Annotated in this window: 13 protein-coding genes; 9 read left to right on the top strand and 4 right to left on the bottom strand. The window is 68.4% G+C overall.

Translation table 11 applies throughout. The features are described from left to right. Positions 1-43: 43 nt before the first annotated feature. Together QM806_RS11365 and QM806_RS11360 are read left to right on the top strand one after the other, a co-directional pair. The gene (locus QM806_RS11365; protein WP_005248623.1) at positions 44-454 is read left to right on the top strand and encodes a DUF732 domain-containing protein; all 411 of its coding nucleotides are present in this window, start codon (positions 44-46) and stop codon (positions 452-454) included. 158 nt (positions 455-612) lie between these two features. Further along, the gene (locus tag QM806_RS11360) at positions 613-1578 is read left to right on the top strand and encodes a pirin family protein (RefSeq protein ID WP_005569602.1); all 966 of its coding nucleotides are present in this window, start codon (positions 613-615) and stop codon (positions 1576-1578) included. A gap of 86 nt (positions 1579-1664) precedes the next feature. On the opposite strand, the gene QM806_RS11355 is transcribed toward QM806_RS11360, so the two are convergent. After that, positions 1665-2015: a DUF8021 domain-containing protein gene (locus QM806_RS11355; protein WP_054247731.1), complete on the bottom strand. Its 351-nt coding sequence runs from the start codon at positions 2013-2015 to the stop codon at positions 1665-1667. Position 2016: 1 nt separating this feature from the next. After that, positions 2017-3045, bottom strand: a complete 1029-nt coding sequence (locus QM806_RS11350; protein WP_283291384.1) for a hypothetical protein — start codon at positions 3043-3045, stop codon at positions 2017-2019. A gap of 203 nt (positions 3046-3248) precedes the next feature. Between QM806_RS11350 and leuA the strand changes: the two genes are divergently transcribed. The 4 genes from leuA (at position 3249) to QM806_RS11330 (ending at position 13411) form a co-directional block, all read left to right on the top strand. Beyond that, positions 3249-5057, top strand: a complete 1809-nt coding sequence (gene leuA / locus QM806_RS11345; protein WP_005253386.1) for a 2-isopropylmalate synthase — start codon at positions 3249-3251, stop codon at positions 5055-5057. A gap of 158 nt (positions 5058-5215) precedes the next feature. Continuing rightward, positions 5216-6955 (top strand): aa3-type cytochrome oxidase subunit I, encoded by a 1740-nt coding sequence (ctaD, locus tag QM806_RS11340; protein ID WP_005248628.1) that lies wholly within the window; start codon positions 5216-5218, stop codon positions 6953-6955. A gap of 416 nt (positions 6956-7371) precedes the next feature. Continuing rightward, the gene (locus tag QM806_RS11335; protein ID WP_064079897.1) at positions 7372-12861 is read left to right on the top strand and encodes an ATP-binding protein; all 5490 of its coding nucleotides are present in this window, start codon (positions 7372-7374) and stop codon (positions 12859-12861) included. Between the two features lie 172 nt (positions 12862-13033). Further along, positions 13034-13411 carry an SHOCT domain-containing protein gene (locus QM806_RS11330; RefSeq protein WP_005253383.1) on the top strand — a complete coding sequence of 126 codons (378 nt, stop codon included), beginning with the start codon at positions 13034-13036 and terminating at the stop codon, positions 13409-13411. Between the two features lie 57 nt (positions 13412-13468). On the opposite strand, the gene QM806_RS11325 is transcribed toward QM806_RS11330, so the two are convergent. Continuing rightward, the gene (locus QM806_RS11325) at positions 13469-14362 is read right to left on the bottom strand and encodes a LysR family transcriptional regulator (protein ID WP_210460235.1); all 894 of its coding nucleotides are present in this window, start codon (positions 14360-14362) and stop codon (positions 13469-13471) included. 72 nt (positions 14363-14434) lie between these two features. On the opposite strand from QM806_RS11325, the gene QM806_RS11320 reads away from it, so the two are divergent. From QM806_RS11320 to QM806_RS11310, 3 genes are read left to right on the top strand one after another with little or no spacing between them, the layout of a single operon-like run. After that, positions 14435-15352 (top strand): EamA family transporter, encoded by a 918-nt coding sequence (locus QM806_RS11320; protein WP_054248051.1) that lies wholly within the window; start codon positions 14435-14437, stop codon positions 15350-15352. 25 nt (positions 15353-15377) lie between these two features. Further along, a complete protein-coding gene (locus QM806_RS11315; RefSeq protein WP_005253380.1) occupies positions 15378-16631 on the top strand; it encodes a Mur ligase family protein in 1254 nt (417 codons plus the stop codon). Continuing rightward, entirely contained in the window at positions 16624-17334 is a 711-nt protein-coding gene (locus tag QM806_RS11310) for a type 1 glutamine amidotransferase (protein ID WP_005562801.1), read from the top strand. Before QM806_RS11315 ends, QM806_RS11310 begins: the two co-directional genes overlap by 8 nt. A gap of 84 nt (positions 17335-17418) precedes the next feature. On the opposite strand, the gene QM806_RS11305 is transcribed toward QM806_RS11310, so the two are convergent. Next, entirely contained in the window at positions 17419-18432 is a 1014-nt protein-coding gene (locus tag QM806_RS11305; protein WP_005562799.1) for a type IV toxin-antitoxin system AbiEi family antitoxin domain-containing protein, read from the bottom strand. Between the last annotated feature and the right edge of the window lie 121 nt (positions 18433-18553).

Raw genomic sequence — 18553 nt, 5'->3', positions numbered from 1 at the left:
ACGATCGTCGCCGTCACAGGCCTCGAAAGGAATCACACGCCCCATGCGCCGCACCCTTGCTCTGACCGCCCTCACCGTCTGCTCCGCGGCAATCCTCACCGCCTGCGGTGGCGACAGCGACACCGCCGCCTCCGAGACGACGTCCGCCTCGGCTTCCGTGGCGGCGAGGACGACCGCCGCCACCGCCCCCGGCAGCCGCGTGTTCTCGGTCGCCGACGACCCGCAGACGGCCGCCGACTACCTGGCCTACCTGCGCGCGAACAACCAGACCGTCACCGACGACGACCTCGCGGTCCATCAGGCCGGTGAGATCTGCACCGCCCTCGACGCAGGCAAGCCCCTCGATCAGGTGCGTGAGGAGTGGACGCCGATGCTCACCAACGACGGCGTCTACCCGTACATCATCGGCGCGATCACGCGGTACTGCCCCGATCACGAGAACGTCCTCAACTAGTAGTAGGCGCTTCGCGCCCGTGCGCCTTTCTGGTTGTTGCAGCTACCAAAAAGGCGCACGGGCGGCGGAGCCGCCCTGTGGGAATACCTGGACGCAGCGGGTGTTACACACTATGAAGTAGTTGAACAATCAATTACCTGAGTACGAGGAGACACCCCATGCCTGCCGTGACGGTCGACAACATCCTTGCCCTGCCGCGTATCGACGCACCCGCTCCCGGCGCCGTCGACCGCCCGGTCCGTTCGCTCACCACCGCACCCGTCGGCTACGAGGGCGAAGGCTTCCCGGTTCGCCGCGCGTTCGCCGGCATCGACCTGACGGCCCTCGACCCGTTCATCCACATGGACCAGATGGGCGAGGTCGACTACGCACCCGGGGAACCCAAGGGCACCCCGTGGCATCCGCACCGCGGCTTCGAGACCGTCACCTACATGATCGACGGCATCATGGAGCACCAGGATTCCAACGGCGGCGGCGGCACCATCGGTGGCGGCGACACCCAGTGGATGACCGCGGGCGGCGGCATCCTGCACATCGAGACCCCGCCCGAGCACCTGGTGATGAGCGGTGGCCTGTTCCACGGCGTCCAGTTGTGGGTGAACCTGCCGCGCGACAACAAGATGGCCGCGCCCCGCTACCAGGACATCACCGGCCAGAAGGTGGCCCTGCTGTCCTCGTCCGACGGCGGCGCTCTCGTTCGGGTGATCGCCGGTGACGTGGACGGACACCACGGCCCCGGGTCCACGTACACGCCGATCAGCCTCGTCCACGCGACGATCGCACCGGGTGCGAGTCTGACGCTGCCGTGGAACCCCGAGTTCAACGCGCTCGCCTACGTCCTCGCGGGCGAGGGGCTCGTCGGTTCGGAACGTCGTCCGATCCGCATGGGCCAGACGGCCGTCTACGGACGCGGTGACACCCTCACGATCGCCGCGGCTGACACACAGGATTCGCGGACCAAGTCCTTCGAGGTGTTCCTCCTCGGCGGCAAGCCGATCCGCGAGCCCGTCGCGATGGCCGGACCGTTCGTCATGAACACCAAGGCCGAGGTACTGCAGGCGTTCGAGGACTTCCAGGCCGGCCGCCTGGGTTCCGTTCCCGCGGCGCACGAAACGCTCGACTGACCCCATGTGAGTGGCAAAGCGTGGCGGGGCACACAATGCCACTCACGTGCGGAAGGTAATGCGCGACAGACGATTCGGCGCCCCACTCAGGGGCGCCGGATCTTCGCGTCGATGCGGTGGATCCGTAGGTCGTTCTGCGGGATCCGGAACGTCTCGACCACCCGGACCGTCACGAGGGTGCGGCCGAACAGTCCGGCGTCGAGGAGGTAGTCGACGGTGACGTCGTCGCCGTCGACCGTCCACACACAGTCGCGGATCGCCCGGATCACCCGGTACTGGGGGCCGCCGGACAGGCTTCGGCGCAGGTGATTTCCGGAGAACGCCGTCTTCAGCCCCACCTCGTACCGCACGGCCCGCGGCTCGATGGGCACCGTGTTGCCGTCGTGGCTGAGCAACGCGTCCAGGTAGGCCCGGGCGACATCGACCTGTGTGTTCATGTCAGTAGTCGAACATTTCGGCTGCGGCGAGCACCAGCGTTTCCGCGTCGTCGCAGCTAGGCGCGGACGCCGCCACGGACGCGGTCAGCCGATTGCTGCGTTTGTCCCGTTCGCTCACCGGACTCGACGGCAGGTTCGTGTCGAACACCGCACCCGGGTAGAAGTAGTAGTGACATTCGAGTGCGTCCCGGAAGTACGTGAACGTCTTGCCGTCGAGTTCGACCGCTTCGGGGCCGCCGGTCTGCGACGGTTCGGGCGACAGCGCCAGTTGCACGGACGCCGCGTCGCCGCCGCGGAGCGTCAGGAGACATTCGTAGGGACGGCTACCCGGAGAGAACGTCTCGACGCCCCGTCCGGACATCTTCTCGACCACCCGGCACGGATCCTGCTGCGCGAGAGGAATATCCGAACGCACCGGCACCGGGGTGCGCAGCCTGCCGGCGACCGATCCGAGGACCGTACGGGCCTCCGCGCAGTCGTCGCCGCCGACGGAGTCACCCGTTCCGCCTGCCCCGTCGAGATACGACACGTGCCCCCACCGGCCCGGGGCGGTGTCGTCGTCCGGCACTCCCGGAACCGGCGGCAGCGAGAAGTAGAGGGTGCACGTGCCGGGGAGCGCGCCGACCGCGGGACGCACCTCGATTCCCGACGTCACCTCGCCGGCACCGGTGTCTTCCGTGGGTTCGCGTTCGCCCACCGTCACCTCGACCCAGACGGGGTTGGCGGGTGTGCCGCGGGGAGGCACCAACTCGGCGTGGCAGGTGGACAGATCGCCGACGGGCCCGAATGCAGTGACCTGCCCGAGCGAGGCGACGAGATTTTGGTCGAGCAGTCCGCACGGCGCGATGTCGCGGGCCGCGGCGGCGACGGCCAACTCGACGCGGCTGTGGTCGCTCACGGGCAGGCCGTAGATCGGCTCGCCGACCCCGGCGACGCTCGGCGCCCCCTCGACCACCCCGGCGCACGACGCGAGCAGTGCCGCAAAAAGTGCGGCCACCAGCGGTGTTACCACCGTCGCGCTGCGGCCCACCGCTGTCTCCTCACTCGGACTTCGAACCCCGGCACGCGAACGATGGTGCCCGGAGTACAGTGCTGAGTATGCAGCGCGCACTCCTCCTTGGTTGCCGCGACGGGGTCTGATCCAGACTGGCTTCCCGTCGCGGGGTTTCTCGTGCGCCGGTCGACACAGCCGTTGGACTCAGAAAGTCCACATCGAACCTGGAGATCAATCCCATGTCCCCCGCTGACGCCTTTACCTCCGGAACGCGCACCATCACGCCGCCTTCCAAGCCTGCTCCCTCCGATCAGCCGGAGTGGAACACGCAGAAGAATTCGTCGATGCCGACGTTCCGCTACCGCTCCTTCTCCGAAGAAGTGGAGCCGGTGTCGCTGCCGGACCGCTCGTGGCCCGACAAGATCATCGACCGTGCGCCGCAGTGGTGCGCGGTCGACCTCCGTGACGGCAACCAGGCGCTGATCGACCCGATGAGCCCCGCCCGCAAGCGCCGCATGTTCGAACTGCTGGTGCGGATGGGCTACAAGGAGATCGAGGTCGGCTTCCCGTCGGCGAGCCAGACGGACTTCGACTTCGTCCGCGAGATCATCGAAGACGGAGCGATTCCGGACGACGTCACCATCCAGGTGCTCACGCAGTCCCGGCCGGAACTGATCAAGCGCACGTTCGAGGCCTGTGAGGGCGCGAACAAGGTGATCGTCCACTTCTACAACTCGACGTCCATCCTGCAGCGCCGGGTGGTGTTCAAGGCCGAGCGCGACGTGATCAAGAAGATCGCGACCGACGCGGCGGCCCTGGCCCTCGAAGAGGCGAAGAAGTACCCCGACACGCAATGGCGCTGGGAGTACTCCCCCGAGTCGTACACCGGCACGGAACTCGAGTACGCCAAGGAGGTGTGCGACGCCGTCACCGAGGTGCTGCAGCCGACGCCGGAGAACCCGGTGATCCTGAACCTGCCCGCCACCGTCGAGATGGCGACGCCCAACGTGTACGCCGACTCCATCGAGTGGATGCACCGCAACCTGGCCCGCCGCGACTCGGTCATCCTGTCGCTGCACCCCCACAACGACCGCGGCACCGGCGTGGCCGCCGCGGAGCTGGGCTACCAGGCAGGTGCCGACCGCATCGAGGGCTGCCTGTTCGGCAACGGTGAGCGCACCGGCAACGTCTGCCTGGTCACGCTCGGCCTCAACATGTTCACCCGGGGCGTCGACCCGCAGATCGACTTCTCGAACATCGACGAGATCCGCCGCACCGTCGAGTACTGCAACCAGCTGCCCGTCCACGAGCGTCACCCGTACGGCGGCGACCTCGTGTACACCGCGTTCTCGGGCAGCCACCAGGACGCGATCAACAAGGGTCTCGACGCCATGAAGTTCGACGCCGACTCGCAGGACGCGGACGTCGACGACATCCTGTGGGCGGTTCCCTACCTGCCGATCGACCCCAAGGACGTGGGCCGCACCTACGAGGCCGTGATCCGCGTCAACTCGCAGTCCGGCAAGGGCGGCGTCGCGTACATCATGAAGGCCGATCACGGGCTGGTGCTGCCGCGTCGCCTGCAGATCGAGTTCTCGCAGGCCGTCCAGCGGATTACCGACGGCGAGGGCGGCGAGGTGTCGCCCAAGGAGATGTGGGACGTCTTCCACGAGGAGTACCTGGCTCCGATCACGCCGCTCGAGCGGATGAAGCAGAAGGTCACGGCGTCCGAGGAGGACGGCGGCACCGACTCCATCACCGCGACCGTGAAGGTCGACGGCAAGGAGCACGAGATCTCGGGTTCGGGCAACGGCCCGCTCGCCGCGTTCGTCGACGCGCTCGCCACCATCGACTTCGACGTGCGTGTGCTCGACTACTCCGAGCACGCCATGTCGGCCGGTGACGACGCCCAGGCGGCCGCGTACGTCGAGTGCGCGGTGACCGCTCCCGACGGACGGAACACCGTGGTCTGGGGCGTCGGCATCGCGACGTCGATCACCACCGCGTCGCTGCGCGCCGTCGTCTCGGCGGTCAACCGCGCGCACTGACCGCTTCCCGACCCTCGCTGCCGCAGGCGCGCACCACGCGCACCTGCGGCAGCGTCGTTTCCGGCCACGGAAAGCGGCTCCCTCCGGGCTTCGGGTGACTACCCTGGTAACGGAGTCCACACCGGACCCGAACCGCCTCGGACCCTTCGGGGGGCGTCGTGAATCTGGCATTTCAACAGCATCTTCCGGTCCGTCCGTATCCGGCCCGGCGCCGCCCCAAGGGCAGCTTCTTCTACAAGATGATCACGACGACGGATCCCAAGGATCTGGGGATTCTGTACCTGATCACGTCGTTCGTCTTCTTCATGGCCGGCGGTCTGATGGCGCTGCTGATCCGCGGCGAGCTCGCCGTTCCGGGTCTGCAGTTCCTGTCGAACGAGCAGTACAACCAGCTGTTCACGATGCACGGCACGATCATGCTGCTGCTGTACGCGACGCCGATCGTGTTCGGGTTCGCCAACTACATCCTGCCACTGCAGATCGGCGCCCCCGACGTCGCGTTCCCCCGTCTCAACGCGTTCAGTTACTGGGCGTTCCTGTTCGGCGGCACCATCGCGATCGCGGGTTTCATCACCCCGGGTGGCGCCGCGGACTTCGGCTGGACGGCGTACTCGCCGCTGACGAGCGCGCTGCATGCGCCGGGCGTCGGCGCCGATCTGTGGATCATGGGGCTGGCGCTGTCCGGTCTCGGCACCATCCTCGGCGGGGTCAACATGATCACGACCGTCATCTGCCTGCGAGCCCCGGGCATGATCATGTTCCGGATGCCGATCTTCACGTGGAACATCTTCATCACCAGCATCCTGATCCTGGTGGCGTTCCCGATCCTCACCGCAGCGCTGATGGGGCTGTTCGTCGACCGCCATCTGGGCGGCAATCTGTACGACCCGGCCACCGGCGGCGTGCTGCTGTGGCAGCACCTGTTCTGGTTCTTCGGCCATCCGGAGGTGTACATCGTCGCGTTGCCGTTCTTCGGCATCGTGTCGGAGATCTTCCCGGTCTTCAGCCGCAAGCCGCTCTTCGGCTACAGCGGGCTCGTCTACGCGACGATCGCCATCGCCGCCCTCTCGATCGCCGTGTGGGCGCACCACATGTACGCGACGGGCGCGGTGCTGCTGCCGTTCTTCTCCTTCATGACGTTCCTGATCGCGGTACCCACCGGGGTGAAGATCTTCAACTGGATCGGCACCATGTGGAAGGGGCAGCTGACGTTCGAGACCCCCATGCTGTTCTCGCTCGGCTTCCTCATCACGTTCATCTTCGGCGGCCTCACCGGTGTCATCCTCGCGAGCCCGCCGCTGGACTTCCACGTCACCGACAGCTACTTCGTGATCGCCCACTTCCATTACGTGCTGTTCGGGACGATCGTCTTCGCCACGTACGCGGGCATCTACTTCTGGTTCCCGAAGATGACGGGCCGCATGCTCGACGAGCGTCTCGGCAAATGGCACTTCTGGACCACGTTCACCGGTTTCCACGGCACGTTCCTCGTCCAGCACTGGCTCGGCGCCGAGGGGATGCCGCGCCGCTACGCCGACTACCTGCCCTCGGACGGCTTCACCGTCCTCAACTCGGTCTCCACGGTGTTCGCGTTCGTCCTGGGCGCGTCGACCGTGCCGTTCGTCTGGAACGTCTTCAAGAGCTACCGCTACGGCGAGGTGGTCACGGTGGACGATCCGTGGGGGTTCGGCAACTCCCTGGAGTGGGCAACGACGTGCCCGCCGCCGCGGCACAACTTCACCGAGCTGCCGCGCATCCGCTCCGAGCGGCCCGCGTTCGAACTGCACTATCCGCACATGGTCGACCGGATGCACCGCGAGGCACACGTCGGTGTGCGGGGCGCGGTGGCGCACGCGACCGAACCGGCGGGTGCCGATCCGAAGGTGAACCGCCAGTAACTTCTGCGTGAAAGTTCCTTTCCCCGAGAGCTTCTCGAGGAACCGGACGAAAACGACTCTGTGACAATGGGTTGCAGATACCTCTCCGGAGGACGCCCAGTTCGGCGGAATTCCGGCCGCATTACTCCCTCGTAGCGTCGACACGCAAGTCCTTGAACGCTTGACAAGCAGATCGGGGCCTCGCAGAAGTTACGCGCGGGTACAAATTTTCGACGTTATGCTCGCATTCCCCGAGCATCGGTCCCGCAATGGCGCAGGTCCGACGATCGCGTTCGGGGCGCCCCTGGAGGTAGTCAAGTGGGTTGTGCAGGGGTGCACGTGTCCGCGAAGGCGGCACCCAGTCCTCGGCGGACATGGCCTTGGCCATCGAAACACTCTGCGGATCAATGAGTTTTACGGAAACGGAGCGATAACAGATGTTCAAGCGAATAGCGATAGTCAACCGCGGCGAAGCGGCGGTCCGCCTGATTCGTGCGGTGCGCGAACTGAACGCCGAGCACAACTACGGCATCCGCACGATCGCACTCCACACGGAGGCAGAACGCCGCGCGATGTTCGTTCGGCAGGCCGACGAAGGTGTGTGCTTGCGCACAGTCAAGACCGGCACCGCCTACCTCGATCACGCCGAGCTGGCCCGCGCGCTGCGCGAGAGCAAGGCCGACGCCGTGTGGGTCGGCTGGGGCTTCGTCGCCGAGGATCCCGCGTTCGTCGAGGTCTGCGAGCAGCTCGGCATCACGTTCATCGGCCCGCCCGCCGAAGCGATGCGCCTGCTGGGCGACAAGGTGGAGGCCAAGCTCCTCGCCGAGAAGGTGGAGGTCCCGGTCGCGCCGTGGAGCGGCGGCCCCGTCGCCACCCGCGCCGACGCCCGCCGTCACGCCCAGGCCATCGGCTACCCGCTCATCATCAAGGCCCGCTCCGGTGGTGGTGGCCGCGGTATCCGCAAGGTGTGGTCCGAGGACGAACTCGAACTCGCGCTCGAACGCACCCAGGGTGAGGCCCAGCGGTCCTTCGGCGACCCCGTCGTGTTCATCGAACGACTGGTCACCGACGCACGCCACGTCGAGGTACAGGTGATTGCCGACAACTTCGGCAACGTCTGGGCTCCCGGTGTGCGCGACTGCTCCATCCAGCGCAAGAACCAGAAGGTCATCGAGGAGTCCAGCTCGCCGCTCCTCACCGCCGACCAGTCCAACCACCTGCGCACCGTCTCCGCAGAGCTCGTGCGCGCCGCCGGCTACCGCGGCGCCGGCACGGTCGAGTACCTGTACCAGCCCGAGCAGAAGACGTTCACGTTCCTCGAGGTCAACACCCGCCTCCAGGTCGAGCACCCCATCACCGAGGCCACCACGGGCATCGACCTGGTGAAGCTGCAGATCCTCGTCGCGAGCGGTGAGCCGCTGGTCGGCGACTGCCCGCCCGAGTTCGGTCACGCCGTCGAGGCCCGCCTGAACGCGGAGGACGCCGCCAACGGCTTCGCTCCCGCGCCCGGCGCCGTGCAGCTGCTCAAGTTCCCGCTCGGCAGCGGCCTCCGCGTCGACACCGGCATCGCCCAGGGCGACGTCATCCCGCCCGACTACGACTCGATGGTCGCCAAGGTCATCGCCTGGGGTCGCGACCGCTCCGAGGCGCTCGCGCGTCTGCGCACCGCTCTCCGCGAGACCACGGTCGTGCTGCAGGGCGGCACCACCACCAAGTCGTTCCTGCTGGACCTGCTGGACCGCGAAGAGGTCATCTCGGCGTCCGCGGACACCGGCTGGCTGGACCGCACCGACGCAGGCACGTCCAACGTCCCGTCCCGGACCGCGGATGTCGCCCTGATCGCCGCCGCCATCGACGTCTACGACGCCGAGGAGAAGCTCGAGCGTGAGGCGTTCCTGTCGTCCGCTCGGGGTGGACGGCCCCGCGCCGGCCACGCCATCGGCCGCAAGGTGGAGCTCAGCTACCAGGGCCAGGCCTACGGACTCACCGTCACGCAGGTCGGCGCCCACAGCTACCGCGTCGACGGGGACGCCCCCGAGACCGAGGTCGAGGTCGACCGGCTCAGCGAGTTCGAGAGCCGCCTGGTGATCGGCGACCGCCGCCACCACGTCGTCTCGGTCGCAGGCCGCGCCCAGTACCTCGTCGAGGTCGACGGCATCAGCCACCAGATCAGCCAGGACGAGGCCGGCGTCGTCCGCGCACCGGCTCCCGCAGTCGTGGTCGCGGTGCCCGTGTCCGTCGGCGACGAGGTCGAGGTCGGCGCCACACTGGTCGTCCTCGAGAGCATGAAGATGGAGACCGCGGTCCGCGCTCCCGTCGCAGGCCGGGTGCGGGAAGTTCTCGCCATGGTCAACTCCCAGGTCGACGCCGGAACGGCACTGCTGCGCGTCGAGGAGAGTTCCGAGGAGTCCACCGCTCCGAAGTCGCCTCGCGTCCAGTTCGATCTCGGTGCCCCCGCTTCGCACGGGAACACCCGGGCCGACGCCCTCGAGCAGATCGACGCACTCGCCGCACTGCTCACCGGTTACGACGTCAGCGCGAAGCGCGCCGGAGTGCTCCTCGCCGATTACGAGAAGCTGCGCGCCGAGATCGCGGGCGACCCGGATCTCGTGCAGGCAGAGCTCGCTCTACTGAACACGTTCGCGGATATCTGCGAGATCGGACGTAACCGTCCGACCGCCGCCGAGGAGGACGGTGACGAGCGCGTCCACAGCCCGCGCGAGCACTTCCACACCTACCTCCACACCCTCGACGTCGAGCTCGAAGGCCTGCCCGAGTCGTTCACGACCCGGCTGTCGCGGGCGCTGCGTCACTACGACGTCACCGACCTCGAGCGCACCGCCGAGCTGGAGGAGGCGGTCTACCGTCTGTTCCTCGCGCAGCAGCGCATGGACAACCAGGTTCCCGTCATCGCCGCCCTGCTCGATCGGTGGCTGAACGACGGCAACGCTCCCGGCCGCGCACCCAGCGGACTCGGTGAGGTCCTGGACCGGCTGATCATCGCCACCCAGGTCCGGTACCCGGTGATCGGAAACGTCGCCCGCAACGTGCGGTTCCGGTTCTTCGACGAGCCGCAGATCCGCAAGGCCCGCGAGCAGGTCTACGACGGTGTCCGTGGCAGCCTCGAGTACCTCGCCGAGCGTCCCGACGCCGCCGACTACCAGGAACGCCTCGAGGCCCTGGTCGCCACCCCGCAGTCGCTGACCGAGCTCCTCGGGCAGCGGATCGCACGCAAGAGCACGACCGTCGGGCCGCTGCTCGAGGTCGTCACCCGTCGCTACTACGACATCCGCACGCTCGAGGACGTCACGTCCTTCGACCGCAACGGACGGCGTTTCGTCACCGGCAACTTCGATCTGCTCGGCGAGCGCCTCAACCTGGTGTCGGCCGTCGCCGAGTACGCCGAACTGCCCGGTGCGCTCGACGAGATCGGTGCCGTCGCCGCGGAGAACCCCGACAACCTCGTCCTCGACCTCTACCTGTCGTGGACCGCACCGCCCGCCGACCCGAACACGATGTCCGAGGACCTGCGGAAGGCGCTGTCGGCGCTGCCGCTGGCCGCGACCTGCCGCCGGGTCACGGTGTCCGTCTTCGGCGGAACCGACATGGACGTCCGCAAGTTCACGTACCGCCCGGACGACGCAGGTGTCCTGGCGGAAGAGACGCTGATCCGGGACATGCACCCGCTCACCGGCCAGCGACTCGACCTGTGGCGCCTGAAGAACTTCGACGGCACCCGCCTCCCCGCGGTCGCCGACACGTTCCTGTTCAACCTGGTCTCGCGCGACAACCCCACCGACGAACGCCTCATCGCGCTCGCCGAGATCCGCGACATCACGCCGGTCCGCAACGAGGACGGCCAGGTCATCGGTGTTCCCGCTGCGGAACGCGTGCTGCAGTCGTGCCTCGACGGCATCCGCCGGGCGCAGGCCACGCGCGGCAGCAAGCGCAAGCTCGACGCCAACCGCGTCGTGCTGTACGTGTGGCCGAAGATCGACGTCCCGGTCGAGGACCTCGAGGCGTTCGCCCGGGTCGCGGCACCGCTCACCGCGGGCGCCGGACTCGAGGAGATCACCGTGATCGCCCGGCTCCAGGGCGAGCCCGGCACGGAGTCGCGGGAGAAGGCTCTGCGCTTCTCCTACCGCACCGGTGCCGGCGTGGTCGTCAAGGTCACCGAGCCGCCGACCGAGCCGCTGCAGCCGCTCGACGCGTACACGCAGAAGGTCCGCAGCTCACGTGCCCGCGGCACCGTCTACCCGTACGAGCTGATCCCGCTGCTCACCGGCCGCGACGGCAGCTTCGTCGAGCACGACCTGGACGAGACGGGCCAGCTGGTTCCCGTCGAGCGTCCGTACGGTCAGAACAAGGCCGGCCTCGTCGTCGGTCTGGTCACCGCCCGCACCGACCGGCATCCCGAGGGAATGACCCGCGTCGCGCTCTTCGGTGACCCGACGAAGGCACTGGGCACCGTCGCGGAAGCCGAGTGCGCCCGCCTCGTCGCCGGTGTCGACCTGGCCGAGAAGCTGGGTGTCCCGGTCGAGTGGTTCGCGCTGTCGTCCGGCGCGACGATCTCCATGGACAGTGGCACCGAGAACATGGACTGGGTGTCCCGCGGCCTGCGTCGCCTCATCACGTTCACGCAGAACGGTGGCGAGGTCAACGTGATCGTGGCCGGCATCAACGTCGGCGCGCAGCCGTACTGGAACGCCGAAGCCACGATGCTGATGCACACCAAGGGCATCCTCGTCATGACGCCGGACAGTGCCATGGTGCTCACCGGTAAGAACTCGCTCGACTACTCGGGTGGCGTCTCGGCCGAGGACAACTTCGGCATCGGCGGTTACGACCGCGTGATGGGCCCGAACGGTGAGGCGCAGTACTGGGCGCCGAACCTGCCCGCCGCGTGCGAGATCCTGTTCGCACACTACGACCACGCGTACGTCGTTGCCGGAGAACGCTTCCCGCGCCGGGCGCAGACCAGCGACCCGATCGGGCGCGACGTGCGGTCCTTCCCGCACATCCACCCGTCCAGCGACTTCACCACGGTCGGCGACATCTTCTCCGCGGAGACGAACCCGGAACGCAAGAAGCCGTTCGACATTCGCACGGTGATGCGTTCGCTCGTCGACCAGGACCACGCGGTGCTGGAGCGGTGGGCCGACATGGCGGACGCCGACACGTCCGTCGTGTTCGACGCACACCTCGGCGGTTACCCGGTGAGCGTCATCGGCATCGAGTCGCGGGCCATCGCCCGTAAGGGATGGTCGCCGGCCAACGGTCCCGACCAGTGGACTGCGGGAACGCTGTTCCCGCAGTCGTCGAAGAAGACGGCCCGGGCGATCAACGCCGCCAGCGGCAGCCGTCCGCTCGTCGTGCTGGCCAACCTGTCCGGCTTCGACGGTTCCCCGGACTCGCTGCGGCACATCCAGCTCGAGTACGGCGCCGAGATCGGCCGCGCCATCGTCAATTTCGACGGCCCGATCGTGTTCTGCGTCGTCTCCCGCTACCACGGTGGCGCGTTCGTGGTGTTCTCCGGAGCACTGAACGACAACATGGAGGTGCTGGCGGTCGAGGGTTCGTTCGCCTCGGTCCTCGGTGGTGCCCCCGCCGCGGCCGTGGTGTTCACCCGCGAGGTCAACTCTCGGGTGGCCGCCGACCCGTCGATCCGGGAGCTCGAAGCCAACCTGGCGGGCGCCCAGAACGACGCCCAGCAGGCTCACCTGCGGGTGGAGCTGGCGGCCCAGCAGGCTGCGGTGCGCAACGAGAAGCTCGGTGAGGTCGCGGCCGAGTTCGAGGCTGTGCACAACATCCAGCGGGCACAGCGGGTCGGCTCCGTCGACGCCGTCATCCCGGCCGTCGAACTGCGTCCGTACATCATCGGTGCGGTCGAGCGCGGCATGCGCCGGGCGGTCGACGCAGGCAAGTAGTCCCCACCCGAACGGCCGCGGCACCTACCGGTGTCGCGGCCGTTCGGCGTTTCCGCCACCGCGGGCGGGGAGTCCGCACCGGCCGCATTTCACCTGTTTCGGATGACGCGGGTGCCCCGGCCCGGTGCGATAGTCAGCGCAGAGTGAATTCGACTGTGAATGGAGCGCTGCAATGGACTCTTTCTGGGACTTTCTCTGGGTGATCATCGTCACCTTCGGCTTCGTGGCCTACCTGATCCTGTTGTTCTCCATCATCACCGACCTGTTCCGCGACCATAAGACGTCGGGCTGGGCGAAGGCCATCTGGATCATCTTCCTGTTCTTCATCCCGCTGCTGACCGCGCTCGTGTATCTCATCGTCAAGAGCGACGGCATGGCCCAGCGGTCGATGGCGGCCGCGCAGGAGGTGAAGCAGGCTCAGGACAGCTACATCCGTTCCGTCGCGGGCAAGTCCTCGGCCGAGCAGATCGCGGACGCGAAGGCACTGCTCGATGCAGGCACCATCACTCAGCAGGAGTACGAGACGCTGAAAGCCAAGGCGCTGGCCTGACCCCGCACCGTCACCGTCGAAGGCCCGCCCCGGTGCGGGCCTTCGTGCTGTCGGGGGTCAGTCCCGCACCCGTGCCGCGACGTCCCGGAACGCCTGCAGCACCGTGGCCACCGCGGGAACGTCGTCGGCTGCCGGCCGCCGGGCCAGTTCGTAGATCCGGGCCGCGCGCACCCCGGCGAGCGGCAGCTGCACCACCGTGCGGCTCGTCACCGCATGGCGGGCCAGCAGGGCCACGCCGTGACCGCCGGCGACGAGTTCCTCGATGACCCGGAAGTCGTTGATGCGCATCACCACATGCGGCTGCACCCCGGTCGCGGCGGCCACCGACATCAGCACGTCGTCGACGGGGAAACCGCCGCGCACACTGATCCACCTCTCGTCCGCCAACTGGTCCGGGCGAACCGCATCCTGTCCGGCGAGCGGATGGCCGGGCGGCAGGATGAGGTCGATGGGTTCGCGCATCAGCGATTCGGCCGTCACCCGCGGCGAGGACGAGGCCGGGGCCCGCTCGTCGCGATGCGTCAGCACCACGTCGTAATCGGCGAGCAGGGTGGGCACCGCGGCGGCGGGCAGGTCCTCGTCGCGCGCCTGCACGTCCACCCCACTGCCTTCGAGCGCGTCCAGCAGTCCGGGCAGCAGCAGCGCGGCACCGGACGGGAACAGCGCCACCCGCACCCGCCCGCGCGGCGAACCGCGGTAGGCGCTCATCTCCGCCGCCGCACGGTCCAGGGCCGCCACGACGTCGTCGGCGCGGACGACGAGCGCCTGACCGGCATCGGTGAGCCGCAACCGGCGGCCGGCGGGTTCGAGCAGGGTCACCCCGGCCTCCCGCGAGAGAATCTTGAGCTGCTGCGACACCGCCGACGGCGTCATCGACAACGCCTGCGCGGTCGCCGCCACCGTCCCGCGGTCCGCCAGCTCGCGCAGCACGCGCAACCGGGTCGCATCCATGTAGCAAAACTACATCGATGATGCACTTTAATGCGCTTGTCCTGATTGTTTCCGGCCCTCACGATGGAAGGCATGACCTCCCGCGACCGGCTGCTCGGACTCACCGTCGTCGTCCTGTGGGGGCTCAACTTCCTAGCCATTCGCGCGGGTCTCGACCACTTCCCACCGTTCTTCTTCGCCGCGCTGCGATTCTTCGTCATCGCGATCCCGGTCATCCTGTTCGTTCCCCGGCCACAGGTCCCGCCGAAGTGGCTGCTGGTGTACGGCCTGGGGTTCGGCGTCGGCCAGTTCGCCTTCCTGTTCTGGGCCATGCACGTCGGCATGCCCACCGGGCTGGCATCGCTGGTCCTGCAGTCGTCCGCACCGTTCACCGTGGTCCTCGGCGCGGTCCTGCTGCGGGAGCGACTGCGGCCGGCACAGGTGTGCGGACTACTGGTGGCGATGGCCGGGATGACAGTCATCGGCTGGGACCGCGCCCAGCACGCCGCGCTGCTGCCGGTGGCCCTGACGCTGCTCGCGGGACTGTCGTGGGCGGTGGGCAACATCGGCAACCGCAAGGCCGCGTCGGACCAGCCGATGCGCCTGATGCTGTGGATGTGCGTCATTCCGCCGCTGCCGATGCTGGCGCTGTCGTTCTGCGTGGAGGGACCGTCCGCGGGCTGGAACTCCCTGACGTCGTCGCTGGAGGGTACCGGCCCGCTCGCGCTCGCAGGCCTCGCCTACATCGTGATCCTCGGCACGGTCGCGGGCTCGGGTCTGTGGACGGCACTGCTCAGCCGCTACCCCGCCGGGATGGTCGCACCGTTCTCCCTGCTGGTTCCGATCGTCGGGATCGGGGCGTCCTGGCTGGTGCTGCACGAGGAGCCGAGCGTCCTGTCGCTGATCGGCGGGGCCGTCGTCATCGCCGGTGCCGCCGCCACCCAGGTGAGTGGCAGGGTGCGTCCGAGCACACTTTCGCGCTCACGTGCCCCCGCGCGAGTCGGCGTCTGACCGGACCCTGTGCAAAACTCGCGGAGTGAGTACTGGAACTGGGATCACGACGCGCGGCAAGCTCGCCCTGCGCGCAGCGGCGGCGGCCTCCTGGGCGTCGCAGAAGGCGGGCCGGGGCAAGGGCTCGATGATCGGCGGACTGATCGCCCTGAAGATCGACCCGACCCTGATGGAGCAGCTCGGCGCCGGCCGACGCACCGCGGTGATCACCGGCACCAACGGCAAGTCCACCACCACCCGGATGACCGCGGCGGCGCTCTCCACCCTCGGTGAGGTCGCGACGCAGGCCGACGGCGCCAACATGGACGCCGGCATCGTCGCGGCGCTCAGCACCCGCGTCCACGCGCCCCTCGCCGCCCTCGAGGTCGACGAGCTCCACGTCCCGCACGTCAGCGACGCCGTCAACCCCGAGGCCCTGGTTCTGCTCAACCTCAGCCGCGACCAGCTCGACCGGGTCGGCGAGATCAACATGATCGAACGCAAACTCCGCGCCTGCGTCGCCGCGCACCCGGAGGCCGTCGTGATCGCCAACTGCGACGACGTCCTCGTCACCTCGGTGGCCTACGACGCGAAGAACGTCGTCTGGGTCGCTGCCGGGGGCGGATGGGCCAGCGACGCCGCCAGCTGTCCGCGCACCGGCGAACCCATCGTGTGGGAGGGCTCGCACTGGCGCAGCACGGGTTCCGACTTCGCGCGCCCGACCCCCGACTGGTGGCTGGACGACGAAAACCTGTACGGGCCCGACGGCCTGAAGATCCCGATGACCCTCGCCCTGCCCGGACGCGCCAACCGCGGCAACGCCGCACAGGCCGTCGCTGCGGCCGTTGCGATGGGCGCGAAGGCGGAGGACGCCGTCGCCGCCGCGGCCACCGTCCAGGAGGTCGCGGGCCGCTACAGCACCGTCGAGGTCGGGTCGCACTCCGTGCACATGCTGCTCGCCAAGAACCCCGCCGGCTGGCAGGAAGCGCTGTCGATGATCGACCCCACCGTCGACGGACTCGTGATCGCCGTCAACGGGCAGGTTCCCGACGGCGAGGATCTGTCCTGGCTGTGGGACGTGCGGTTCGAGCACTTCGAGGGCGTCAAGGTGGTGGCCGCCGGCGAACGCGGCACCGACCTGGCCGTCCGCCTCACGTACGCCGGCGTCGAGCACACGCTCGACCCGAACCCGTTGCGGGCCATCGCGTCCTGCCCGCCCGGACGCGTCGAGGTGCTCGCCAACTACACCGCCTTCCGCGACCTGAACACCGCCATCGCGAAGGAGGCGCGCAATGCCTGACTCGACCGTACGCATCGGCCTGGTGCTGCCCGACGTGATGGGCACCTACGGCGACGGCGGCAACGCCCTGATCCTCCGGCAGCGACTGCGCATGCGCGGATACGACGCGGAGATCGTCGAGATCACGCTGAACGATCCGGTCCCGGAGTCCCTCGACGTCTACACGCTCGGTGGGGCCGAGGACTCGGCGCAGCGCCTCGCCACCCGGCACCTCGCCAAGTACCCCGGACTGCAGAAGGCCGCCGAACGCGGCGCCCCCGTCCTGGCGATCTGCGCCGCGATCCAGGTGCTCGGCAACTGGTACGAGACGTCGAGCGGCGAACGCGTCGACGGCGTCTCGATGCTCGACGTCACCACGTCCCCGCAGGCGACGCGTTCCATCGGTGAAGTGATCACGGCACCACGGATGGACGGGCTGACGCAGCCGCTCACTGGGTTCGAAAACCACCGCGGCGGAACCACACTCGGCTCCGACGCCCGCGGCCTGGCCCGGGTCACGCACGGCGTCGGCAACGGCGTCGGGGACGGGCTCGAAGGCGTCGTCCAGGGTTCTGTGATCGGCACGTACATGCACGGACCCGCGCTCGCCCGCAACCCCGAACTCGCCGACCTGCTCCTGAAGCGGGCGCTGGGCGTCGACGAACTCGCGCCCCTCGACCTGCCCGAGGTCGAGCAGTTGCGCCGGGAGCGCCTGCGCGTCTGAGCACGTGAGTGGCAAAGCGTCGTCCCGCACGCTTTCTCACTCACCTCCGCAGGTGAGTGAGAAAGAGTGGCGGGGCACTCTTTCTCACTCACGTGGGCAGGCTGGACAGCGGCGCGACATATCGGCCCATCCTTCGCGGACCAACACCCGGCGCACTTCCTCGAATACCCCGCAGGGGTCGCGGGTCGTCTCATCCCACCCGTAGACCAGCCGTGGACGGTCGGCCAGCTCCGCCGCGTTGTCGCGCCGACGGTCACGGAAACGGGACTGTTGCGCGCTGTGATACTGCTGCCCGTCGAGCCGGACGATCAGCGGCACACCCATGGGGCTGTAATCGACGTCCTCGTACAGAATCCGGCCGTCCACGACGTGCGGCATCTGACGTTTTCCGCTCGGCAGCCCGTGCGCCCGTTCGACGTCGAGTGCGTAGCGGTGTTCGAGGGCCGATTGAACGCCGTCGCCGAGCAGCATCACGGCGTCGGCGATGTCGGTCGCATACCGGTGTGGACGCCGGACCTCGAGTTTCCGCCGGAGCACCTCGACGTGGACCTTGCCACTTGTGGCGGCCTCGATGAACCGGAGGGCCGCCTCCCGCGGGGTGGCCTCGGACACCGCGAGGTCGATCACCGTGTCGGCCAACGATGTCCGTGGCCGACGGAACGGGACCGAGATGTGCTCGAACGCGCGAGACCGATGGACCACGACGCCACCATGAACGAGTGCGTTGCCGACCGAGGTCGGGCGCCGACTGCCGGGTGAGCGGACCGTCTGCCCCTGATTCACCGCCGAGCAGTTGTAGGGGACAGTGATGTGGACCGGTGCCGACGGGTCGTCGACGCGGAGCAGTCCCCATTCCTCGGCCGCGGTCCGGTGACTCAGGATCGCCCGGCCGCCGTACAGGAGTGCGGCGGAGAGGGCCATCGGGCGGGTGAGCGGACCGTTGGTGACCGCGATGACGCGCGGCAGCACCCGCAGCCACTGACCGGACACCACACGATGCCGGAGTGCGGTGGCACTGACGCCGTGCGCCCGGAGCTGTGCCGTGGTGACGACGCCGTCCTGGGCGTCGAGAATGGACTGCCATGAGTCGTGTTCCATGCCCGGAACGGTGTCGGCCCGCCCCGACAGGAACCGCCCCTTCCCACCATTTTTCCACAGCCTGTGGATAAACCCTGTGAGTACCGATGTCCATCCGGGTACACATCGGCACTCACCTGCC

Source organism: Rhodococcus sp. IEGM 1351, assembly GCF_030056875.1.
In the GTDB taxonomy this organism is placed as follows: Bacteria; Actinomycetota; Actinomycetes; order Mycobacteriales; family Mycobacteriaceae; genus Rhodococcus_F; species Rhodococcus_F opacus.
Note: the sequence above shows the minus strand (reverse complement) of the source record. Positions and strands in the feature narration are given on the sequence as shown.